The sequence below is a fragment of the Cellulomonas sp. genome, assembly GCF_036279715.1.
In the GTDB taxonomy this organism is placed as follows: Bacteria; Actinomycetota; Actinomycetes; order Actinomycetales; family Cellulomonadaceae; genus Cellulomonas_A.
The window spans coordinates 1-23,073 of sequence record NZ_DASUIR010000113.1; the positions used below are offsets into that span (position 1 = coordinate 1).

General features: G+C 70.7%; 19 protein-coding genes. 7 read left to right on the forward strand and 12 right to left on the reverse strand.

The window, feature by feature from the left end:
• Together VFW79_RS11115 and VFW79_RS11120 are read left to right on the forward strand one after the other, a co-directional pair.
• On the forward strand, positions 1 to 589 hold a 589-nt coding region (locus tag VFW79_RS11115), incomplete at its 5' end, for a fibronectin type III-like domain-contianing protein (protein WP_329677371.1).
• A gap of 169 nt (positions 590 to 758) precedes the next feature.
• A complete protein-coding gene (locus VFW79_RS11120; RefSeq protein ID WP_329677372.1) occupies positions 759 to 2,351 on the forward strand; it encodes a GGDEF domain-containing protein in 1,593 nt (530 codons plus the stop codon).
• 32 nt (positions 2,352 to 2,383) lie between these two features.
• On the opposite strand, the gene VFW79_RS11125 is transcribed toward VFW79_RS11120, so the two are convergent.
• From VFW79_RS11125 to VFW79_RS11150, 6 genes are all read right to left on the reverse strand, one after another.
• Positions 2,384 to 3,370 carry a glycoside hydrolase family 130 protein gene (locus tag VFW79_RS11125; protein WP_329677373.1) on the reverse strand — a complete coding sequence of 329 codons (987 nt, stop codon included), beginning with the start codon at positions 3,368 to 3,370 and terminating at the stop codon, positions 2,384 to 2,386.
• A gap of 70 nt (positions 3,371 to 3,440) precedes the next feature.
• Positions 3,441 to 4,343: a carbohydrate ABC transporter permease gene (locus VFW79_RS11130; protein ID WP_414647945.1), complete on the reverse strand. Its 903-nt coding sequence runs from the start codon at positions 4,341 to 4,343 to the stop codon at positions 3,441 to 3,443.
• Position 4,344: 1 nt separating this feature from the next.
• On the reverse strand, positions 4,345 to 5,277 hold the full coding sequence (locus VFW79_RS11135) for a sugar ABC transporter permease (RefSeq protein WP_329677374.1): 933 nt from the start codon (positions 5,275 to 5,277) through the stop codon (positions 4,345 to 4,347).
• Positions 5,278 to 5,292: 15 nt separating this feature from the next.
• Positions 5,293 to 6,582: an extracellular solute-binding protein gene (locus VFW79_RS11140; RefSeq protein ID WP_329677375.1), complete on the reverse strand. Its 1,290-nt coding sequence runs from the start codon at positions 6,580 to 6,582 to the stop codon at positions 5,293 to 5,295.
• Positions 6,583 to 6,644: 62 nt separating this feature from the next.
• On the reverse strand, positions 6,645 to 7,664 hold the full coding sequence (locus VFW79_RS11145; RefSeq protein WP_329677376.1) for a LacI family DNA-binding transcriptional regulator: 1,020 nt from the start codon (positions 7,662 to 7,664) through the stop codon (positions 6,645 to 6,647).
• 143 nt (positions 7,665 to 7,807) lie between these two features.
• Positions 7,808 to 9,883 carry a hypothetical protein gene (locus tag VFW79_RS11150; protein WP_329677377.1) on the reverse strand — a complete coding sequence of 692 codons (2,076 nt, stop codon included), beginning with the start codon at positions 9,881 to 9,883 and terminating at the stop codon, positions 7,808 to 7,810.
• Positions 9,884 to 10,301: 418 nt separating this feature from the next.
• On the opposite strand from VFW79_RS11150, the gene VFW79_RS11155 reads away from it, so the two are divergent.
• Together VFW79_RS11155 and VFW79_RS11160 are read left to right on the forward strand one after the other, a co-directional pair.
• Positions 10,302 to 10,718, forward strand: coding sequence for a VOC family protein (locus tag VFW79_RS11155; RefSeq protein ID WP_329677378.1), 417 nt, complete (start codon positions 10,302 to 10,304; stop codon positions 10,716 to 10,718).
• 13 nt (positions 10,719 to 10,731) lie between these two features.
• Positions 10,732 to 11,463, forward strand: a complete 732-nt coding sequence (locus tag VFW79_RS11160) for a glutamine amidotransferase (RefSeq protein ID WP_329677379.1) — start codon at positions 10,732 to 10,734, stop codon at positions 11,461 to 11,463.
• Between the two features lie 25 nt (positions 11,464 to 11,488).
• On the opposite strand, the gene VFW79_RS11165 is transcribed toward VFW79_RS11160, so the two are convergent.
• A complete protein-coding gene (locus tag VFW79_RS11165) occupies positions 11,489 to 14,620 on the reverse strand; it encodes an HAD-IA family hydrolase (protein WP_329677397.1) in 3,132 nt (1,043 codons plus the stop codon).
• 174 nt (positions 14,621 to 14,794) lie between these two features.
• On the opposite strand from VFW79_RS11165, the gene VFW79_RS11170 reads away from it, so the two are divergent.
• Positions 14,795 to 16,165 carry a diguanylate cyclase domain-containing protein gene (locus VFW79_RS11170; RefSeq protein ID WP_329677380.1) on the forward strand — a complete coding sequence of 457 codons (1,371 nt, stop codon included), beginning with the start codon at positions 14,795 to 14,797 and terminating at the stop codon, positions 16,163 to 16,165.
• A gap of 42 nt (positions 16,166 to 16,207) precedes the next feature.
• Here VFW79_RS11170 and VFW79_RS11175 read toward each other — a convergent pair whose 3' ends face one another.
• Positions 16,208 to 17,062 (reverse strand): SDR family oxidoreductase, encoded by an 855-nt coding sequence (locus VFW79_RS11175; RefSeq protein WP_329677381.1) that lies wholly within the window; start codon positions 17,060 to 17,062, stop codon positions 16,208 to 16,210.
• A gap of 110 nt (positions 17,063 to 17,172) precedes the next feature.
• Between VFW79_RS11175 and VFW79_RS11180 the strand changes: the two genes are divergently transcribed.
• Entirely contained in the window at positions 17,173 to 18,864 is a 1,692-nt protein-coding gene (locus VFW79_RS11180) for a SulP family inorganic anion transporter (protein ID WP_329677382.1), read from the forward strand.
• Positions 18,865 to 18,950: 86 nt separating this feature from the next.
• Entirely contained in the window at positions 18,951 to 19,829 is an 879-nt protein-coding gene (locus tag VFW79_RS11185; protein WP_329677383.1) for a hypothetical protein, read from the forward strand.
• Between the two features lie 11 nt (positions 19,830 to 19,840).
• Here VFW79_RS11185 and VFW79_RS11190 read toward each other — a convergent pair whose 3' ends face one another.
• Genes VFW79_RS11190 through arsB form a run of 4 tightly spaced genes read right to left on the reverse strand, consistent with a single transcriptional unit; the run spans position 19,841 to position 22,993 of the window.
• Positions 19,841 to 20,356 carry an N-acetyltransferase family protein gene (locus VFW79_RS11190; RefSeq protein ID WP_329677384.1) on the reverse strand — a complete coding sequence of 172 codons (516 nt, stop codon included), beginning with the start codon at positions 20,354 to 20,356 and terminating at the stop codon, positions 19,841 to 19,843.
• Positions 20,353 to 20,805 (reverse strand): arsenate reductase ArsC, encoded by a 453-nt coding sequence (locus tag VFW79_RS11195; protein ID WP_329677385.1) that lies wholly within the window; start codon positions 20,803 to 20,805, stop codon positions 20,353 to 20,355. The genes VFW79_RS11190 and VFW79_RS11195 overlap by 4 nt, the downstream gene beginning before the upstream one ends.
• A complete protein-coding gene (locus VFW79_RS11200) occupies positions 20,802 to 21,887 on the reverse strand; it encodes a metalloregulator ArsR/SmtB family transcription factor (RefSeq protein WP_329677386.1) in 1,086 nt (361 codons plus the stop codon). The genes VFW79_RS11195 and VFW79_RS11200 overlap by 4 nt, the downstream gene beginning before the upstream one ends.
• Complete coding sequence (arsB, locus tag VFW79_RS11205) at positions 21,884 to 22,993, reverse strand: ACR3 family arsenite efflux transporter (RefSeq protein WP_329677387.1); 1,110 nt, start codon at positions 22,991 to 22,993, stop codon at positions 21,884 to 21,886. Before arsB ends, VFW79_RS11200 begins: the two co-directional genes overlap by 4 nt.
• Positions 22,994 to 23,073: the final 80 nt, after the last annotated feature.

Consider the following 23,073-nt stretch of genomic DNA (forward strand, 5'->3'; position numbering starts at 1 on the left):
CGCTGCCGCGATCGTGTGGGCCGCCAACCCGGGCATGCGCGGCGGGCGGGCGATCGCCGAGCTCGTCCTCGGGCTGATCGAGCCGACCGGGCGGCTGCCCGTGTCGTTCGCCGAGCATGTCGGCCAGCTGCCGGTCTACTACAACCAGATCGCGGGCCAGCACGGGAACCGGTATGCCGACCTCACCCAGCGCGCGCCCTTCGCGTTCGGCGAGGGGCTCAGCTACACGAGCGTCGAGTACGCCGACCTGCAGGTTCTGACCCCGACCGTCGGTGGGGACGACACCGTGCGTGCCCAGGTCACCGTGCACAACACCGGGACGCGCCCCACGCGCGAGACGGTCCAGGTCTACGTCCACGACACGGTCACCTCGGTCACCTGGGCCGAGAAGGAGCTCAAGGCCTATCGCCAGGTCGATCTCGCGCCCGGACAGACCCGCACGGTCGACCTTGAGCTCCCCGTCGGCGACTGCAGCCTCGTCGACGCCCACGGGCGGCGCATCGTCGAGCCCGGCCGGTTCGAGCTGTTCGTCGGCCCGTCGTCACGCGACGAGGCGCTGCTGAGGGCGACGTTCGACGTGCGGGACTGACACCGATCCGGCAGGATTCGGGCGGACGCCCGCTCGGCGGACACCGGCCCTCAATGTGACGCCTCCGCGCGTCGATGGGACGATGCCGACACGGTCCGCCGGTACGGCTTCGGTGCTCCCCACGGGCACTCGGCGCAGTGGAGCAACTCCCGGTGAGGGGGCGAACGGTATGGACGACGCACCAGCACCGGTGAGCACCTGCTGCGCGCTCTCCGCTCCCTCGGAGTTCGGTCCGTTCGACATCCTGTCCGACATCGCCCACCGGTTCTACGTCGACGGGTTCTCTGAGCAGTCCATCAGCGCGTGCGTGCAGTGGCTGTTGCTGACGGTGGCGGCCGGCGACGTGATCACGACCCGATATCTGCTCTACATCGAAGCCATCGCGCTCGAGGAGCGCGGCCGCAACGACGAGGCGATCACCGTGGCCAGGAATCTGCTCGCCGATCTCGGTGACGACCTGGAGCCGATGTGGCGAGCCAAGGCACTGTCGGTCATCGCCGAGTCGAGCACCCGGCTGGGCAAGCACGGCGATGCGATCGCCGCGCTCGCCGAGGCCGACTGGCTGCTGCAGGCGATCCCGACGAACACCTACGGCCACCTCTCCGCGAGCATGGCGGTCGCACTCGCCCTCAGGTCGCTCAGCCTCCTCGAGCAGGCGGATGCGGCGCTCTCACGCATTCGAGGGGGCCGAGACACCGGCGCCAACCTCTACGTCTTGCAGGAGCTGGCGCTGCTGAGCACCTACTGGGGGGCCGCCCTGCTGCTCATCGGCCACGACCGTGAGGCCGCCGAGCACTTCGTGGTCGGGGCGTCGCGGGCGCGGGCGATGGTCCGGCTCGCGACCACCGAGGACGACCGCCAGATGGTGGCGCGAGGGGACGTCATCGAGGCCTACGCGGCCATGCACCTGGGTGAGCCGGCGCTGGCGGCGGCTCGCATGAGAGCCGCCGCACACCGGTACGTGGCGCGTCCCGAGCTGGTGGAGACCCACCTGATGCACCTGGTGCTCGCCCGCGAGGCCACGACCTCAGGGAACTTCGCCGACGCGCACGAGCGCCTGACGACGCTCATCGCGCACGCCGAGCTCGCCTCACGCGAGGTGTGGGCAGTCACAGCCCGGGCATCGCTGGCCGGGGTCCACGAGGCCCACTTCGGGAGCCATCCGGGACTCGACGAGTGGCGGACGGTCGCGCGCAACGCGCTGACCCGGGAGTGGTCGGAGCGCGAGACGCGGTTCTCGGCCCTGCGGGATCACGACCACCTGCGCGAGCTCACGGCCGAGACCACCCGCGTCGGTCGGGCGGTCCTGCAGGACCCGCTGACCGGGCTGGGCAACCGACGCGTGCTGGACGCCTTCGTCGGTCAGACCCCTGGACACGGCTGGGCTGTGTTCGTCGACGTCGACGACTTCAAGCACATCAACGACACCTACTCCCACGCCGCCGGCGACCGCGTGCTGAGAGCCATCGCCGACATCCTGCGGGCACAGTCCCGCGATGCCGATCTCCTCGTCCGCTACGGCGGTGACGAGTTCCTGATCCTTCCCGAGGGCGGGGAGGATGCCGCCGTCGCAGTCGCTCAGCGCGTGCACCAGGCCGTGTCGGACGGGCACTGGAGCACGATCGCCGATGGGTTGACCGTCACCGTCTCGATCGGTGTCGGACAGGCGGCCGACACCTCACCCGATCCGCTCGCGGCCGCCGACGTCGCGCTGATGTCCGCGAAGCGGAACGGCCGCAACCGCATCGTCATCGCCCGATGACGTCACGCCGCGATGGGTGGCACCGCTGAGAGCTACCTGACGGCTGCCGCGGCGCCAGGGGTCCAGTACGTCTCCCCGATCGTGTACGTGGCCAGCCCGAGGGTCGAGTCGCTCTGCCCGTAGTAGGCGAGCCACGCACCGTGGAAGAAGACCAGGCCCTCGACGAACGTCACGTTCGACACCAGCCCGTGCTTGTCCTCGTACGCCTGCGGCTCGAGCCACGGCGTGTTCATCTGCGCGAGGATCTTCGAGGGCTCCGCGGGCGAGAACAGGAGCTGGCCGCAGCTGTAGTAGACCGAGCCGTCGTCGTTCTTCACCGCCGCGTTGTGCAGCAGCAGGATCAGGCCGTTGTTCGTGATGATCGGCGGCGGACCCACCTCGACGAGGAACGATCCGAAGGTCCCCGGCGGCGTGGGCGTCATGATCGGCTCGTCGTTCGAGCACGGTGTCCAGTGGATCAGGTCCTCGGACCACGCGTACCAGATCGAACCCTCGCCGAAGTACATGAGGTAGCGGCCATCGATCGGCACGGGAAGGATCCCGCCCGCCTTGCTCCACGGGCCGGGAAGTCCGTTGCCCACCGGCAGGAACGTGTTGAACTCGGGGAACAGCGGACCGTGCTTGGTCCACGTGAGCAGGTCGGTCGACGTGGCGAGGCACAGCTGGGCGGACGTGTGGTCCCAGCCCGAGTACGTCAGGTAGTAGGTACCGTCGATCTCGGTGATGCGCGGGTCCTCGCACCCGAACTCGTCATAGTCCTCGCTGGGCGACAGGACCGGCTCGGGATGGCGATCGAAGTGGATCCCATCTGCGCTCGTGGCCAGGCCCACGTGGGACACGATGTCGGCTGCATGCGCTCGGTAGAGCAGCACGACGCGGTCGTCCTTGACGATCGCCGCAGGGTTGTAGACGCTCGCGGACTCCCACGTGTCGCCTTGCGGTCGCATGATCGGGTTGCCTGCGTAGGGCGTGAAGGGCCCCAGGGGGAACTCGGCGTGCGGGAACGGGCTGAGTGTCATGTCTCCTCGTTCAGGGGGTTGCGCGCCGTCGACGAGGACGGCGTTGGAGGGGATGCGGTGGTGCGCGTCGTCATCCCTTGACACCGGATCCGAGGTCGGACGCGGTGAAGTGCTTCTGGAACACGGTGAACAGCGCGACGGCAGGCGCCGCGAGCACGACCGCTCCCGCGAGGATCGCTCCGAACGGGTTGGCGGCTCGGCCGGCGATGTTGCTGATGTAGTTCGCGAGGGTCACGGCGAGCGGCTGCATGCTGGCGTCCTTCGTGACCAGGAAGGGCCAGAGGAACTCGTTCCACGGCCCGATGAAGGTGAGCAGCACCGCGGTGAGGAGCGCCGGCTTGACCAGGGGGAGCGCCACCGACCAGAGGATGCGGAACTCTCCGGCGCCGTCGAGCCGGGCCGCGGAGAAGAGGTCCTCGGGCAGCTGGAGGAAGAACTGCCGGAACACGAAGACGGCCGTCGAGTTGATGGCGAACGGCAGGATCATGCCGAGGTAGGTGTCCGCGAGCCCGTAGGTGCGCACGATCATCACGTAGATCGGGATGATCAGGAGCTGGAACGGCACGATCTGCACGAGCAGCATCGCGGCGAACAGCACACCCCTCCCCCGGAACTGCAGGCGGGCCAGCGCGTACCCGGCCAGGACCCCGAACACGACCGTGCCGAGAATCACGCCGCCGGTGAAGATGCCCGAGTTGACCAGCGACGAACCGAGGTCGACGCGCGAGTTGATCTCCGCGTAGTTGTGGAGGGTCAGCCCGCCGGTCGGGAAGGCTCCCCGCAGCGAGGTGTCGGGCTTGGCCTGGAGCGACCCCACGACCATGTAGTAGAAGGGGAACAGGAACACCAGAGCACCGAGGAAGAGGATGGCGAGGCTCGGCCAGCCGCGAGGCTTGCGACGACCGGCCGGCCTGGTCGTGCGGGCCTCGGCGGGCTGAGCGGCGTGTGGTGTCGGCGTCTCGATGAGAGCCATGTCAGTCCCTCTCCAGGAGTCGTCGGTACACGAGCGAGATCACGAGCACGGCGATCACGAGCATCACGCCGATGGCCGCGGCGACGTCAGGGTTCCCCTGCTCGATGCCCTTCTGGTACATGACGAAGACTGGGGAGGTCGACGCGCCGTCGGGCCCGCCGCCGTTGGTCAGCAGGTAGGGCTCGGTGAAGAGGTTGGCGCCGGTGATGGTGGCCAGGATGACGGCCAGGGTGGTGACCGGTCTGACTCCCGGGACCGTGATGCTCATGAAGGAGCGGACCTTGCCGGCGCCGTCGATGGAGGCCGCCTCGTACAGCTCCTTCGAGACGCCCTGCAGCGCCGCGAGGTACAGCAGGATGAAGAAGCCGAGCTGCTTCCAGGTGACGAAGAGCGCGATCACCGGCATGGCGAGCTGGCTGTTGACGAGCCACGACGGGTCAGGGGCGAGCGGGCCGAGCAGCTGGTTGACCATGCCGTCCTGGCTGAAGAGGAACAGCCAGACGGCGACCAGCGCGACGCTCGCGGTGACATAGGGGACGTAGTACGAGGTCCGGAGGAACGACCGCGCACGGACGACGGAGTTCAGCGCGGTGGCCAGCACGAGCGACAGCACGACCGTCAGCGGGACGTTGATGACGAGGAACTCGCCGACGTTGAGGAACGAGCGTCGCACCGCCGGGTCCGAGAGCACCGCGACGTAGTTGTCGAAGCCGACGAACGGTCGCGCGACCTGCGCGCCGGGTGCGGCGAAGAAGTAGTCGTGGAAGCTGATCCAGACCGCGAGACCCAACGGGTACGCGAACAGGGCCGCGAGGAACACCGCATACGGTGCGGCGAACAGGATCCCCAGCGGGTGACGGCCCAGGAGGGTCGTCACCCGCTGCCGTGAGGATGACCGTCGGGTCGTCGTGACCGTCTCGGCGTCGGTTCTCATGGTGGGGACCACTGATCAGGACTGGCCGGCGAGCTCGGTGGCCTTCTTGGCCGACGTGGTCAGTGCGTCGGCGACCTTCGTCTTGCCGAAGATCACGGCCGACGAGTACTCGTCACGGAACTCCTGCCAGATCGCGACCGAGTTCGGCACGTTGGGCACCTCGACGGTCCGCGCTGCCTGCTCGGCGAACACGGCGTACTCCGGGTGCGTCGCGAAGTAGTCCGGGTAGGTCGTGGCGAGATCCTTGCGCAGCGGCATCTGCCCGGTCGTCTCGAGGAGCTTGCCGTCCTGCTCGGTGCTGGTGGCGAACTTCAGGACCTCCCAGGCCGTGCCCTGGTTCTTGCACGCGGAGTAGACCGAGATGTTCTTGGCGTCTGAGAACGTGTACGTCTTGTCGGCCGTCGTGCCCGCCGACGTCGGGACCGGGGCGACGCCCCAGTGGATGTCCTTGCCGTAGACCGCGATCGCCCACGGCCCGACGATCGCCATCGCGGCCTTCTGGTCGGCGAACGAGTCGGCGCTGTACTTCTCCTGCGGCGCCAGGTGTTCCGAGTACATCGTCGCCCAGAACTCGTCGACCTTCGTGCCGGCCTCGGAGTCGAACGTCGCCTTGCCGTCCTCGATCAGCTGCTTGCCGCCGGTCTCGGCCGCGTAGAGCGGGTAGAAGTCGAACCACGACTGGAAGAACTCGCTGGTGGGTGCCGGCCAGATGGCAGCCTGGGCGGCCCCGCTCGAGACGACCTTGCGACTCGTGTCCAAGAACTGCTCGTAGGTCGCCAGCGGCGGGTTCTCGGGGTCGACGCCGGCCTTCGCCATGAGGTCCTTGTTGTAGAGGACCATCACCGGGTTCGACTTCCACGGGATCTGGTAGAACTTCCCGTCCGCCGACTTGTACTGGTCAGCCGCTGCGCCGGTACGCGCCTCGACGTACGCCGCGCCCCCGTCGAACCCGTCGAGCGCGACCAGGCCGCCCTGCTTCTGGAACTGCGGGACTGCGGCCGGTGCGGTGTTGAACACCAGGCACGGCGCGTTGCCGGCAGTGATCGAGGCGCCGATGACCTCTTCGGACGTCTTGCCGGCCGGGATCTCCTGCGCGGTGACCTGCTGGTCGGCGTGAGCGGCGTTCCACTCGTCGACCATGGCCTTGCCCCAGGTGATCTCCTCGGGGTTGTTCGAGAGCCACACCTTGATGGGTCCCTTGGCCGTGAGGGCGTCGGTCGTCCCTCCCCCGGAGCCACCGCTGCATGCACCGGTCAGTCCGATGGCCAGTGCGGTCACCGTGGCGGCAATCAGGCGTCTTCTCATGAGCATCTCCATTCCATGACGCCCCCGGGGGGACGTCCTCGCTTCGTTGCGGTGGACTGTCGTCAAGATGTGCGAGCGGGTCCCGTCGAGCCGCGAACGACCAGGTGGGCCGGCGGGAGCACCGTCGCTGTGGGCGGCTGCTGGCGGATGAGCTCCAGGAGTCGGATGGCCGCGGCGCGTCCCCAGGCGAGGGCGTCGCTCGTGACGGTGGTGAGCGGCGGCTGCAGGTGCGCGGCGATCTCGGTGTCGTCGTAGCCCGTGATCGACAGGTCCCCGGGGACGTCGAGACCGCGGGCGACGGCCAGGGACAGCCCTGCCATGGCCATCAGGTCGTTGGCGTAGACGATCGCGGTCGGCGGGTCGGCGAGGTCGAGCAGCGCCTTGGTCGCGGCAGCACCTGACTCGGCCGAGAAGTCGGCCTCGATGCAGGGGCCCTCGGGGAGGCCGGCACGCTCCAGCGCCGCGGACCACGCCTCGCGACGCGAGCGCCCGTGGACCATGAAGCCGGGCCCCGCGACGTGCGCGATGCGCGTGTGACCGAGTGCGACGAGGTGGTCGACGGCGGCCGTGATGCCCGGCCCGTCGTCGATGCCGACGGCGGGCCGGCTGTCGTCGTCCTGCGGGGGCCCGATGACCAGAGCGGGGAGCCTGAGCTTCGCGAGGAGCGCAGGCCGCGTGTCGTCGACGAACAGGTCGGTGACGAAGACGCCGTCGACCCTGCCGGCCTCAGCCAGGCGGCGGTAGGCCTCGTGCTCACGCTCGTGGTCGGGGACGACCTGCAGCAGCAGGGCGAAGCCTTCCTCTGCGAGGACGGTCTCAGCACCGGAGATGAAGGAGATGAAGAACTGGTCGCTGCGCAGCGTCTCGGGCGGTCGCATGATGACCAGCCCCACCGCGAACGCCTGCGAGGTGGACAGTGCACGAGCGCGGGCGCTGGGGGTCCAGCCCAGGTCCCGGGCAACCTCGAGAATGCGCTTCCGGGTCTCCGGAGCGACACCTGGCTTGTTGTTGAGCGCAAACGAGACGGCGCCCTTCGACACGCCAGCGGCGCGGGCGACATCATTGATCGTTGGGCGGGTCACACAGAGAAATCTAAACCGGTTTAGTCCCGATGTCAAGACCTAGCAGGAACGACTTTGCCGACGACGGGGCGACCGAGCCTGCGGCGGGCACGACGGGGCCGTCACCTCGGGAGAGGTGACGGCCCCGTGATCATCCTCGGGCCCTACGTGCGGACCAACGTCACGAACGTGAAGCCACCGGCGACGACCGTCACCCGCTGCGACCGCTCGGCAGCGATGCTGTCGCGGCTCGCTGCGACCGGCTTGCCCGTCGCGTCGAACGCTCGCTGCTTCAGGACGAAGCCCTTCGGCACGACGACAGCGCGCGTGCTGGACTGGCGCGCGGAGCTCACGTACATCGTCGAGACCCCGCCCGGCCCGGTCACGGCGACCGAGGAGATCAGCGGCTGCACCAGCAGAGCGTCCAGGCTGGCCGCGCCGTTGCTCGAGGCGACGACAGCGGTGGCACCGGCTGGCAGGGCACGCTCGAGCGTGAGCGGGACGAGCCTGCCTGGGGCGTCCGTGATGCCCTGTGCCGGTGCGCCACCGTTCGGGGTGCTGCCGAGCCGGGTGCGACCTGCGGCCCATGCCGTGCTCCCGGCGCGCGCCTCGGTCTGGTTCACCACGGCATACACGTGGCGAGCCTGGTCGGAGATCGGGACCGGGATGCTGACAGCATCACCGGCACCCAGTGCGACAGACGCGCCACCCGACCAGAGGGCCTCACCCGTCCATGCCGACTCGGGCCTGACGACCGTCCCGCCGGCGAGCGTGCCGGACTCGGCCTCGACCACCGTCAGTCCGTCGATCGCCACGGTCGCATCGATGGCCATGGTCTTGGCCTTCAGTCCCGGGTTCGCATCCAAGGTGAGCATCGTGAGCAGCGTGTGGATCGTGGACTCGGCGCCGGAGTTCAGGTTGACCTTGCCCCCAGGGTCGATCCCGTCGATCGCAGCCCCGGTGGCGGGGTCGTAGGCGGGTGCCCCGCTGGGGTTGGCGCCGAAGAACCAGCCCGCGGCAACTGCCGCCACGTCGAGCAGCCCCGGAGCGTTCGCGGCCTTGGCGGTGGCCACGAGGCTCTCGACGCGCGAGTCGGCGCCGTAGGCGATCTGGGCGTCGCCCGGAGCCGGCGACCAGAGGTTGTCAGGTCCTCCCGCGGCAAGCAGCTGCGGTGTGAACTGCGCGGAATCCTTGACCGCAGCCGTCAGCAGATCGGGACGGTGCAGCACGACGGACGCCTGGGCCACGGCAGCCGGAGCCAGCCCGCCCCAGGCGTGCCAGAACGTCTGCGACTTCGTCCACGGCAGGATCGCCCCGAAAGGCCACTGGCTCACCGAACCCGAGGACATCGCGGCGATGCCTTCGCTCAGCTGAGTCAGCGCGGTGGTCGCCGCGCCGTCGCTCGCGGCGGCCGTCGTGTAGGCCGAGAGCCCGAGGGCGGCCTCCGCCGACGCGTCGGCCCCGCCGTTGAGCAGCCAGGCCGGGACCTGAACGCCGTCAGCCAGGGCATATGTGCCGTACCTGGCGAGCGACTGCGTGTTCAGAGAGGCCAACGCCAGGTGCAGCCGATCCTGGAGGAACGAGGCGAACGCGGGGTCGGCATCCTTGAACGCCGCGTACCCCTCTCCCAGGGCCCAGACCGTGCGCGCGAGCCAGTAGGACTCGGCCGAGTCGCTCGGGTCCGGCAGCTCGGCCGGGCTCGCGCTGGGGTTCAGGGTGCCGTCCGCCTGCTGCCAGAGGACGACGTTGCCGGCGTTCGGGCCAGTCGTCGTCTGGAGGTAGGTCAGTGAGCGCAGCGTCTGGAAAGCGTGCTCGCGGCTGGCGGTGCTGCCGGTCAGCTGCCAGTGCCGGAGGTAGACGACGGCGGTACGGGCGATGTCGTCGGCGTCGAACGCGCCCTGGCCGTAGTGGCCCGTGACAGGGTCGAGCGTTCCGCCACCGACACGCGCGTAGCTGCCGTCGGCCTTCTTGTCCGCATAGACCCACGGGGCCTGCGCGGTGGGCTGCTCGCCCATCAGGTACGTGGTGTGACCCGCCACGGGCGTCAGCGGCACGGTGTCCAGCAGGAAGTCCAGGTGAGCCAGGTTCGTCAGAGGGGCTGCCGAGGACGGGGCGTCGGACGCCGTGGGTGCCGATGCGGACGCCGCCGCGGTGCTCGCACCGACGAGAAGCATGGACAGAGCGGCCGCCAGCGCGACGGGTCGTGACCTGAGATGGGAGCGAACGTCGGTGTACGTCATCAGGCTCTCCTTGTTCGTGCTGCGCGACCGAGCGCATCCGCGGCACGCACGGAGCGCTCTCGGTCGACCTGGTGTGCGGGACCCGTGGGCATGCGGACGAGAGGCCCACGACGGGATGCGCAGTCTCGAGGCGCGCATCAATGCGTCAGGACAATTGTCGCGACGCATGTCGTCGAGCGAGTGCCAAGCGAGCCGACGACTTCGTCCGCTGCGCTCCGCGTGCGAAACTCTACCGCCGGATCTCGAAGAGGTCAAACCGGTTTAGTTGAATCACTCCTGCGTCCCGCAGATTCCCCGGAGGGACGGCGTCGTCCCGCGAGCCGGACGCGGTGCGGCGCGGGCGCTTGACGGCCGTCGCGTGGTGACGGCACTGTGGCGTGGGTCACTGGTGCGAACCGATGTGTGAGGAGAATGTGCCATGGCGACGCGTCTGAACCCGTACCTCACCTTCCGGGACACGGCGAGGCAGGCGATGGAGTTCTACCAGTCGGTGTTCGGCGGCGAGCTGACCGTCAGCACCTTTGCGGAGTTCCACGCGAGCGAGGACCCCGCCGAGCAGGACAAGGTCATGCACTCTCAGCTGACGACCGACAACGGTCTCGTGCTCATGGGCGCCGACACCCCGAACACGATGGACTACACCGTCGGCTCCAGCTACTCGGTCTCCTTGAGCGGGGAGGACGACGCCGAGCTGCGGGGGTACTGGGACAAGCTCACCGTCGGCGCGACGATCGGCGAGCCGCTCAGCACGGCGCCCTGGGGCGACAGCTTCGGCATGTTCACCGACAAGTTCGGGGTGAGCTGGCTCGTCAACATCGCCGGCTCGCAGCCGTAGGCCGCCGGCCGCGGTGAAGCCGTTCCTGCTGCTCGCCACACGCGCCGAGGACGACGTCGCCGACGCCGAGTACGCAGCGTTCGTCCGGTTCAGCGGCCTCACGGACCGCGAGCTGCGGCGGGTGCGGCTGGAGGCGGGCCCACTGCCCGACCTCGACCTGGACGACGTGTCGGGGATCGTCGTCGGCGGCAGCCCGTTCACCTCGAGCGACCCCGACCCGGACAAGAGCCCCATCCAGCGACGCGTCGAGGCTGAGCTCGACGCCCTCGTCGCGGAGGTGGTGCGGCGCGACCTGCCGTTCCTCGGCGCGTGCTACGGCGTCGGCACGCTGAGCCGCTACCAGGGCGGCGTCGTCGACGGCACGTACGCCGAGCCCGTCGGCCCCATCGACGTGAGCCTGACCGACGCCGGGGTGGCCGATCCGCTCCTCGCGGGCCTCCCGCCGACCTTCACGGCGTTCGTCGGCCACAAGGAAGCCTGTCGCACGCTGCCGCCCGGCGCGACGCTGCTCGCGTCCTCGGCGGCGTGCCCGGTGCAGATGTTCCGCGTGCGCTCCAACGTCTACGCGACCCAGTTCCACCCCGAGCTCGACCTCCCGGGGATCCTCCACCGCGTCGCCGCCTACCGGTACTCCGGCTACTTCGCCCCCGACGAGCTCGACGACGTGGTGGCACAGCTCGGGACCGTGCCCGTCGAGGAGCCGCACCAGATCCTCGCGAACTTCGTGCGTCGGTACGCGCGCTGACCGGCTGGACCGGCGGCTCGCGTCGTCATTCGTGCGGGGCCCGGAGTCGGAACTCCAGCGTCTCGCCGCCGCCGAGCAGCGCTGCGACGTCGTCGACGACGACATGCACCGCTCGCTCCGCCGCCGACTGGCTGGTGAGGCGGAGGTGGGACCGGTCCGCGGTCACCGTGATCCGGTGACCGCGGTATCGCAGCTCGAACGTCAGCCTGCCCAGCGCGCCAGGCAGCCTCGGCCGGAAGACGAGCGCGTCGGCGTCCATCCGCATCCCCGTGAAGGTGCGCAGCAGGATGTCGACGGTCCCGGCCATCGCGCCCAGGTGGATCCCCTGGCCGGTCGTCCCGCCCTGCGTGTCGTCGAGGTCCGCGTCGAGCGCCTCGCGGAACTCGCTCCAGGCCGTCGAGCGATCGAGCATGGCGAGGACGGACGTGTGCACGACCCGGCTCAACGTCGAGCCGTGGGCAGTGCGTGACAGGTAGTAGTCCACAGCGCGGGCCAGGTCGTCCGTCGTCACCGGGTACCCGAGCCCGGACAGGACACGCACGACCTCGGTGGGACCGAGCAGGTAGACCAGCATCAGCACGTCGGCCTGCTTGGACAGGCGGTAGCGGTTGGTGCTGTCCCCCTCCGCCTCCAGGATCAGGTCGAGCCGCTCGATGCTCCCGTACGTGCGCCGGTAGTGTCCCCAGTCGAGCTCCAGGAGATCGCCGTAGCCGTCGAACTGGCTGATGACCCGATCGTGGAAGGGCACGGTCAGCCGGGTCCCGAGGCGGGCCCACCGTTCCACCTCGTCCGGACCCAGGCCGATCCGCTGCGACAGCTCGTTGCGCTCGTGACCGGGGAGCACCGCGAGCGCGTCGAGCGCACGCAGGCAGACCCATGCGGTCATCACGTTGGTGTAGGCGTTGTCGCGGAGCCCCTCCCCTGCCGCGTCGGGATAGCCGTCGTGGTACTCGTCCGGGCCCATGACCCCGACGAGGTGGAACCGGTCCTCCCGCTCGTCGTAGGTCGCGAGGTCCGAGAAGAACCGCGCGACCTCGAAGATCAGCTCGGCGCCGCGCTCGGCGAACCACAGCGCGTCGGCGGTCGCCTGGAAGTACTGCCACGCGTTGTAGGCGACGGCAAGGCCGACGTGGCGCTGGCGCGAGGAGTTGTCCGGCAGCCAGTGCTGGGACCGCGGGTTGAACAGTCGGCGCGGCGTGTCCTCACGGCCGTCGCTGCCGCTCTGCCACGGGAACATCGCCCCACGGTGACCGGCGTCCTTCGCGTCCTGGCGGGCCGCGTCGAGCCTGCGCCAGCGGTAGTCGAGCAGCGAGCGGGCAACCGGCGAGGTCCGCATGACGTACAGCGGCAGCACGAACAGCTCGTCCCAGAAGATGTGCCCCTGGTACCCCTCCCCGTGCAGTCCCCGCGCGGGGACGCCGGCATCCAGGCCGGCCGTGTGCGGCGAGATCGTCTGCAGCATGTGGAACACGTGCAGGTTGACGGCAAGCTGCACCGGGTCGTCGGTCTGGACGTCGACCTCGAAGTGCTCCCACAACCGTTGCCACGCCTGCGCGTGCCGGCGGACGGCCTCCGCGAACCCGTAGTCGGCCCGCTCGAGCTCGGCGAGCGCGCCGTCGCGCACTGAGGCGATGGCGGCGTCGCGCGACGTCACGACCGCGGCCATCTTCTCCACCACCACCGGGCGGCCGTCGGTGACCGCGATGTCGTACCTCACGGTGACGCGCCCCCCCGTGGCACCCTCAGCGACCGGTACGGCAGCCGCGCCGGAGACGGACGTGCGCAGGGCGGTCGCGACCCGGATGTTGCTCCGGGTCGTCTGGACCTCGACGAGGAGCCGGTCACCGAGATGCTCCACACCGAGCTCGACGAGGTGGCGGTTCCCCGGCAGCCGGGACTCGGCGACGTTGCCGTTGACCACACCCGCGTCGACCCCGCTGCGGACGCTGATCCGACCGCTCCAGCCGTCGGGGACGAGGGTCGTCTCCAGCCCGGCCAGATGGGGGCGGTCCATCGACACGAAGCGACGCTGGACGACGCGCAGCGCGCGACCCTGCGAGCTGACGAGGCGCACGGTCCGCGTGAGCAGTCCCCGACGCAGGTCGAGCTCGTGCCGCTCGTGCTGCTCATCGAACCCCCCGTCGGACCACCACTCGCCGTCGTCGACCGCGATGTCGAGCGGCAACCAGCTCGGCATGTTGACGATCTCCTCGTCGACGCGCTCCTGACCGTCGACCGTCCTGAACAACCGGTTGTACACGCCCGCCAGGTACGTGCCCGGGTAGTGGACGCCGTCGTCCACGTGCTCCGGCATGGCGCCCCGGGTCGCCAGGTAGCCGTTGCCCAAGGTCGTCAGGGCTTCCCGGTGGGCCTCGTGCGCCGGGTCGAACCCCTCGAACACCAGCAACCACGGGTCGGAGCGCAGGGCCCCGAGGTCGAGCTCGGCCACGTCGTCGAGGACGAAGTCCGCACCCGCCGTCTCGAGCTGACGACGTTGCTGGGCGCGGTCGATCCCGACGACGAGCCCGAAGCCACCGCTGCGCGCCGCCATGACCCCGGAGACCGCATCCTCGACCACGGCGACGCGCGCGGGGGCGACACCCAGCCGACGCGCTGCCTCGAGGAAGGTCGCCGCGTCCGGCTTCCCGGGAAGACCGAGCTCGGCCATGACGTGCCCGTCGACGACGACGTCGAAGACCGCGGCAAGACCTGCGGCCCGCAGCAGTGCCCCGGCATTGCGGCTCGCCGTGACGAGACCGAGCGGTGTGCCGGCGTCCCGGAGCCGTTGCAGCAGGGCCGTCGTCCCGGCGAAGGTCCGCACGCCCTCGACGGACAGCAGCTCGAGGAAGAGGTCGTTCTTGCGCGCAGCGAGGCCATGGACCGTCCAGTCGCCGGGCCGGTCCTCGGGGTCGCCGAGCGGGAGGTCGATCCCCCGTGCGCCGAGGAACGCGACGACGCCGTCCTCACGTCGGCGCCCGTCCACGTAGCGCCGGTAGTCCTCGACGACGTCGAACGGCGCCTGTGGGCCGTCCGTCTGCGCCCGCGGATCGGCGAGCACGCCGTCGAACAGACGCTTCCAGGCAGCGGCGTGCACCGAGGCCGTGTCGGTGACGACTCCGTCCATGTCGAAGAGCACGGCGTCGTACGGCGGCTCCATGGTCACGCCGCGGCCTGCCTGCCTCGCCACGCCGTCCTGGATTCGCACGTGAGAGCCTCTCCGACACCGATGCTAGCCGGACAGCGACGCGGGAGCTGTGGCCGGAACCCCGGGCACATCCCTCATCTCGGTCGTTCGTCGGACGATAGGTCCGGCGAGCGAGGTGACGCACCGATGGAGATGTTCGAGGGCTCGACGGAGAGCTTCGGCAGCCTCGTGCCCGCGGGCGTCCCCGACTGCGACGACCTGTACAGCCGCAACCTCCTGGATGCGGCTGAGGAGGTCATCTACTTCAAGGATCTCGACAGCCGGTTCGTCCGCGTCAGCCTCGGCTGCGCGCAGCTCCATCGCCGGACGCAGGACGAGATGGTCGGCCTCACGGACTTCGACCTCTTCGACGTCTCCCATGCGCGCGCGGCCTTCGAGGACGAGCAGCGGATCATCCGGACGGGCGAGGCTGTCGTCAACAAGGAGGAGCGCGAGCGCTGGAACGGGCGACCCGACACCTGGGTCGCGAGCAGCAAGTTCCCGTTCCGCGCCCCGGACGGGACGATCACCGGCACGTTCGGGATCTCGCGCGACGTGACCCGGCGCGTCCTCGCTGAGCAGGAGAGCGCGCGGCTGGCCCTCGCCACCCGGGCGACCAACAGGCGGCTGACGCAGGTGGAGGGCCAGCTGCGATCTGTCCTCGACGGGTCGACGGACACCATCGCGCGCTACGACCTCGCCCTGCGGTACAGGTACATCAACCCGGCCGGCGAGCGCCTGCGCGGGCTGCGGATCGACGAGCTGCGACGTCGGACCGACCGGGAGATCGGCATGCAGGAGCATGCACTCGCCCTGTGGGAGCCGGCCCTCCGGCGCGTCATCGCGACCGGACGGCCCGAGCAGGTCGAGTTCTGGCTCGCCGACGAGAGCAACCAGGGCCAGCGGTGGCACCACACCACGCTCGCGGCCGACCGGGAGCCCGGCGGCGCAGTCGTGGGTGTGCTCGCCTCCACCCGCGACATCACCGAGCTCAAGCTGGCCGAGCAGGCCCTCGCCCACCAGGCCATGCACGACCACCTGACCGGACTGGCGAACCGGCACCTGCTCATGAAGAAGATCGAGCAGGCCCTCGAGCGGCTGAACCGGGCGCCGCACCAGCACGTGCTCTTCTTCGTCGACGTCGACAACTTCAAGTCGATCAACGACACGTACGGCCACGACCGGGGCGACAAGGTGCTCGTCCAGCTGGCCGAGCGACTGACGACCCTCGCCCGCCGAGACGACACGGTGGCGCGCCTCGGCGGGGACGAGTTCGTCATCCTGTGCGAGGGGGTGTCGAACCCGGCCCACATCCGGGACATCGGCGCCCGGTTCGTCGCAGCGCTCGCCGAGCCCTACCGGGACGGGACCACCGTCATCTCGGTCTCGGCCAGTGTCGGCGCCGCGATGACCGACGACCCGGCGTCGAGCCCCTCGGACCTGCTGAGCCGGGCCGACGGCGCGATGTACCTGGCGAAGACGAACGGCCGGAACCAGTTCCACCTCAGGAACGGCTGAGAGGCCGTCCCCGAGGCGTGAACGTGTCCGGTCGGATGCGGGTCAGACCGCGGCGCGCAGCCCGTCGACGAGTGGCGTCGTGGGCCGGCCGATCAGACGGGTGAGCTCGCCGGTCGTCTCCGCCAGCAGGCCGTCGCGCGTGTTGCCCTCGAGCGCGACGACGAACTGTGCGGTCCCCTCGTCGAGGCCGGCGGCGAGCAGTCCCGTCAGCCGCTCGTCCGGCGTGACCGAGCGGTAGACGACATCCCGGCCGATGACCTGGGAGATCGCGGCGGCCAGGTCGGCGAAGTCCCACGACGTGTCACCCGACAGCTCGTAGACGGAGCCGTCGTGCCCGGTGCCCGTCAGCACCGCGGCCGCGGCCGCGGCGTAGTCGGCGCGCGACGCGCTCGCGACCCGCCCGGCACCGACGCTCGAGACGACCTCGCCGGTCGTGCGGGCCAGCTGGAGGTCACCGAGGTAGTTCTCGGTGTACCAGCTGTTGCGCAGGAACGTGAACGGCAGGCCCGAGGCGCGGATCAGCTCCTCGGTGGCCTTGTGCTCGGGCGCGAGGATCAGCGGCGCGGTGTCGGCGTGCGGGGCGCTCGTGTACACCAGGTGCCGGACGCCCGCGGCAACCGCGGCGTCGATCACCTGCGCGTGCTGGGCGACGCGCCGGCCGACCTCGCTGCCCGAGACGAGCAGGACGGACTCGGCGCCGCGCAACGCCTCGTCGAGCGACGCGCGGTCGGCGAAGTCGGCGCGGCGCACCTGCACCCCGCGCCCGGCCAGGTCCGCCAGCGACTCCGTACGACGACCGACCGCCACGACCTGGGCCGCCGGCACACCCCGCTCCAGCAGGTTCTCGACGACAAGACGGCCCAGGTGGCCGGTGGCTCCGATGACGACGACAGACACGGTGCGTTCCTCTCCAGGGGGTACAGCGAACGACCCTGCAACACCACCGTGCCGCGTTTGCTTCCGGGGCCGCCCGGTGCCCGGCGTCGGGTGCGGCCTACGCTGACGACATGGACCGTGGACAGGTCGATCGCCTGATCCCGGCCGTGGGCGTCGTCAGGAGCTATGAACGGTCGTGGCTCCGACCGGACCTGACCGCGGGTGCCGCTCTCGTCGCCCTGGTCATCCCGGCGGGGATGGCGTATGCGGAGGCGGCCGGACTCCCGCCCGTCACAGGCCTCTACGCGACGATCGTGCCGCTGCTCGCCTATGCCGTCTTCGGGCCGTCGCGGGTGCTGGTCCTGGGACCCGACTCGTCGCTCGCGCCCATGATCGCGGCAGCCATCCTGCCGCTCGCCGTCGCAGGCTCCGAGCGTGCGGTCGCGCTCGCCGGGCTGCTCGCCCTGCTCATGGGGCTCATCCTGATCGCCGGCCGGGCGCTCGGGCTCGGCTTCGTCACCGGCCTGCTGTCCAAGCCGATCAGGGTCGGCTATCTCAACGGCATCGCTCTGGTCGTCATCGCGACCCAGCTGCCCAAGCTGCTCGGGTTCTCCGTGCCTGGCGGATCCGTCTGGGACTACCTCGGGCAGACCGTCCAGGGCGTGTCCGACGGCGCGGCCAACGGCCCCGCGCTCGCGATCGGCGTCGCGTCGCTCGCTGTGATCCTGGTGCCGCGAGCTCTTCGCTCGCGGCTGCCCGGGGTGCTGCTCGCGGTCGTGGGGTCGGCGGGCGCGACCGCGGTCCTCGGGCTGGGCGGCAGCCTGCCGGTCGTCGGGGCCCTGCCGAAGGGTCTGCCCGCGCCGGCGCTGTCAGGCCTGCACTGGGCCGACGTCGTGGACCTGCTCGGGCCCGCCGCCGGCATCGCCCTGATCGCGTTCGCGGACACGAGCGTCCTGTCCCGCACCCTGGGGACGCGCCGCGGCTACACCGTCGACGGCGACCAGGAGATGGGCGCACTGGGGGTCGCCAACGCCGCCACCGGGCTGCTCGGGGGCTTCCCCGTGTCCGGGAGCACCTCGCGCACGCCGGTCGCGGTGCAGGCAGGGGCTCACACGCAGCTCGGCGGTGTCGTGGCCGCCGGCCTCCTCATCGCGTTCATGGTCCTGGCGCCGGGCGTCACGGCCTACCTGCCGTCCAGCACGCTGGCCGCGGTCGTCATCGTCTCCGCGGCGTCGCTCGTGGACGTGAAGACGCTCGTCCGCCTCGCGCGCATGAGCCGCACGGAGACCGTGCTGCTGGTCGCTGCGTTTCTCGGGGTGGCCTTCATCGGGGTGCTGCAGGGCGTCATCGTGGCCGTCGGGCTGTCGCTGCTGGCATTCGTCCGGCAGGCGTGGGAGCCGTACCGCACCGAGCTCGTGAGCCTCGAGGGCGTGCCCGGGTTCCACGACCTGAGCAGGCACCCGGAGGGCGAGCGGGTCCCCGGACTCGTGATCGCCCGGTTCGACGCTCCGCTCTTCTTCGCCAACGGCGCCGTCTTCGACGCCTTCGTCCGCGACCTGGTCGAGAGGGCACCCGGCCCGGTGCGGTGCGTGATCATCGCGGCGGAGGCCCTCACCGGGATCGACACGACAGCGCTCGAGGACCTCGTCGAGCTCGACGACCACCTCGACCGGAGGGGGATCAGCCTGCTGTTCGCCGAGATGAAGGGCCCCATCAAGGATCGCCTGGTCAGGTTCGGCGTCGGCAGCAGGTTCGGACCCGAGCACTTCTTCCCGACCGTCAACAGCGCGGTCAAGGCGTATCGCAAGACGTACGACGTCTGAGCCACGGGTGGGCCGGAGCGCGGACTGCGGCAGGGTCGCGGCCGTTCGGGTGCCGTGGCCGCCTCGTTTCTGGTAGACCGACCCCCGTGACTCTCCTGCCCCACGCATCGACCTGGCACGACGAGCCGGCGCAACGCGTCATCGGCGGCGCGGGCCTGACGGCACTCGTCGTCCCGGGCCGGGGCGCGAAGATCGCGTCCTTGCGCGACGGAACCGGCCGGGAGTGGCTCGCGCAGCCCGGTCCGACGCTGCCGGCGCCGGCCCGTGGCCCTGTCTCGTTCGTGGACGCCGAGATGTGCGGCTGGGACGAGTGCGTGCCGACCGTGGACGCCGACGTCCTCGACGGCACGCCGCTGGCCGACCACGGCGAGGCGTGGACGACCCCGTGGACGTCGCGTGCCGCCGGAAGCTGGGGCTACGACGGCCGGAGCCTTCCCTACCGCTTCTCCCGGCGGGTCGAGCCGACGGGTGCCGGCCTCGAGCTCGTCTACACCGCCGAGGCGCTGGCCGACACGCCCGTGCCGTTCCAGTGGGCGGCCCACCCGCAGCTCGTCGCTCCCCCGGGCTCTCGGGTCGTCCTTCCGCCGGAGGTTCTCCACGTGGACGGGATCTACGGGGTCGAGGGCCGTCAGCCGTGGACGGACGAGCTCGCGCGCGTCGACACCGTCCCCGACGGCGGGGCGCTGAAGTTCTGGGTCGACCCCGAGCTGCCCGTGTCGTGGGCCGGGCTGCTCACGCCCGACGGCGCGATGCTCCGGCTCTCCTGGGAGCCGGTGCTCGTGCCGTACCTCGCACTGTGGGTCGACGCCGGTCTGCACTCACGCGAGCGGGTCGTCGCGCTCGAGCCGTCGACCGGTTCCCGGGAGGCGCTCAGCGGGTCGCGCGCCGACGGACGGTGCCAGTGGCTCCGTCCGGGGCTCCCGGTGACCTGGTCGGTGCACCTCGAGGTCTCCCCCGCGACCTGACGTTCCGTCGGTCAGCGGCGACTGCGCCGCTCGAGCAGGACGACGTCACGCCACTGGCCCTCGAGCGGCCCGTAGGCCATCCGGCCGAGGCGCTCACGGGTGCCGACGACGCGGAACCCCGCAGCCGCGTGCAGCGCGAGGCTCGCGGTGTTCTCGGCGAGGATCCCGGACTGGATCGTCCAGATCCCGGCGGCCTCGGTCGAGACGATGAGGGCCTCGAGCAGGGTCCGTCCGACACCCCGACCGCGGGCATCCGGGTGGACGTAGACCGAGTGCTCGACCACGCCCGCGTAGACGCACCTGTCGGAGACGGCGGTGGCTGCCACCCAGCCGAGGACCGTACCGTCCTCGTCCACGGCCACGGCCCGGTGGGCGGGCAGCTTGGCAGCGGCGAACTGCTCCCAGCTCGGCGGCTCGGACTCGAACGTGGCGTTCCCGGTCGCGATGCCCGCGGCATAGATGTCGCGCACGGCCGGCCAGTGCTCGACGGTCAGCGGGACGACCGTCACCTCGGATGCGCTCGTCACGCGACCGGCTCCACCCCGAGCTCGCCGAGCAGCGTCAGGACGCGGGTGCGGATCTCGTCGCGGATCGGCCGGACCGCGGCGACGCCCTGACCGGCCGGGTCCTCCAGGACCCAGTCCTCGTAGCGCTTGCCCGGGTAGAACGGGCACGTGTCGCCGCAGCCCATCGTGATGACGACGTCGGACGCCTTGACCGCGTCGGTCGTCAGGATCTTGGGCTTCTCGGCGCGGATGTCGATGCCGACCTCGCCCATCGCCTCGACCGCAGCGGGGTTGATCTGGTCGGCGGGCATGGAACCGGCCGAACGGACCTCGACGGCACCTCCGGACAGCGCCGTGAGGAAGCCGGCGGCCATCTGCGACCGACCGGCGTTGTGCACGCAGACGAACAGCACGCTGGGTCGGGTCGCCGCGGCGTCGGGCAGCTCGGTGGTGGTGGGGTTCTCGGTCATCGGGTGCTCCTCGGGTGGGTGGACGGGTCGTCAATGGTCGTGGACGTGTCGGCGGGCACGAGGTCGGCGAGCAGGCCACGGACGCGCCGGTCGATGTCGTCGCGGATTGCGGCCACCCCCTCGGGCGAGGCCAGTGCCGGGTCGCCGACGACCCAGTCCTCGTACCGCTTGCCCGGCAGGACGGGGCACGTGTCGCCGCAGCCCATCGTGATGACCACGTCGGCGGCGCGCACGGCGTCGTCGGTGAGCGGCTTGGGAAAGGCTTCGCCGGCCTCGACGTCGACGCCGAGCTCGGCAAGCAGGCGGCGCACGGTCGAGTGCACGTCGCCGGCCGGCGACGAGCCGGCCGAGCGTGCGACCACAGCATCCCCCGCGTGGTGCCGCAGCAGCGCCGCTGCCAGCTGCGAGCGACCGGCATTGGCGACGCACACGAACAGCACCTGCGGGACCCGGGCGGTCCGCTCGGCGCCGGCGCGCGCGATGTCCGTCAGGCGCTGTTCCGCGAACCGCTGGGCCGTCGGGACGAGGTGGGCTCGCACCCCCGCGTTGCGCACGAGCGCCGCGTACGACTCGCGGACGGTCCGCAGGACGACGTCGGCGGCCAGGCCCGGGAACCTCCCGGCCAGGTCGTCGCTGACGCGGCTCAAGGCCGCGTCCACGTCGCGCAGGCCTGTCAGGGGCGTTCGCTCGCCCTGGTGCGCGTCCAGCGCGCTCGGGGCGAAGGACTGCAGCAGCGTCGAGACGGCGTCACGGAGCTCGGGTGCGACCCGGTAGTACACCCACGTGCCCCGCCGCTCAGAGGTGACAATACCGACGTCTTTCAGGACCTTCAGGTGGTGGGACACGGTCGGCTGGGACACGTCGGCGACGCCCGCGATGTCGCAGACGCACGCCTCCCCCGTCGAGCTCGTCGTGATGAAGGACAGCATCCGCAGGCGTAGCGGCTCGGCCAGGGCCTTGAGCATCGCCGCGACCTGCGCTGCCGCCACGTTGCCCATGGCGTGCGCCTCGGGCCCAGGTGCGCAGCGGGCGTCGGCGGGCTGCGCGACGGCGCCCGGCGACGACTCCGACCGGGTGCTCATGCGCGGATCTCCTCTCGTGCCGCCCGGGCGGTGGGCGCGCCGGCGCTGAACCACCGGCGCGCGCCGTACAGCGACACATAGACGAGGCCGACGAGCACCGGCACCTCGATCAGGGGCCCGACGACGCCGGCCAGGGCCTGGCCGGATCCCGCGCCGAACGTCCCGATCGCCACGGCGATCGCGAGCTCGAAGTTGTTGCCCGCCGCGGTGAACGCCAGGGTCGTGGAACGCGCGTAGCCCAGGCCCAACGACCGTCCCAGCGCGAGGCCGACGCTCCACATGGCGGCGAAGTACACCAGCAGCGGCAGCGCGATCCGGACGACGTCGAGGGGGTGGTGGGTCACCGCGTCGCCCTGCAGCGCGAAGAGGAGGGCGATCGTGAACAGCAGCCCGTACAGCGCCCACGGGCTGATCCGCGGGAGGAACGATGCCTCGTACCACCCGCGCCCCTTCGTGCGCTCGCCGATCCAGCGCGAGGTGAACCCGGCCGCGAGGGGGACACCGAGGAAGACGACGACGTTGAGCGCGATCTGACCGACCGACACGTCGAGACCCTGGAGGTCCAGCCCCAGCCAGCCGGGCAGGACGGTCAGGTAGAACCAGCCGAGCAGGGAGAACGCGACGACCTGGAACAGCGAGTTGATCGCGACGAGCACCGCGGCAGCCTCTCGGTCGCCGCACGCGAGGTCGTTCCAGATGACGACCATGGCGATGCACCGCGCCAGTCCCACGAGGATGAGCCCGGTGCGGTACTCGGGGAGGTCGGGCAGGAACACCCAGGCGAGCACGAACATGAGGGCCGGCCCGACGACCCAGTTCAGCAGCAGGGAGCTGACGAGCAGACGCTTGTCGCCCGTGACGGCACCGATCCGGTCGTAGCGGACCTTGGCCAGCACCGGGTACATCATGACGAGCAGCCCCAGGCCGATGGGCACCGAGATCCCACCGACCTCCATCCGGCCCAGCACGCCGGCCAGCGCGGGCACGGATCGTCCGAGGGCGAGGCCGCCGATCATCGCCAGGCCGATCCACACGGGTAGCAGGCGATCGAGCGTGGACAGCCGACGCTGAGCGGTCGGCGCGGCGGCTGTGTCGACCTGGGGCACGAAAGGTCCTGTCGTTGACGTGACTGTATGTAACCGCGTCTATATTGACGGCGATCTATCCAGGTGTCAATGCGCCAGGT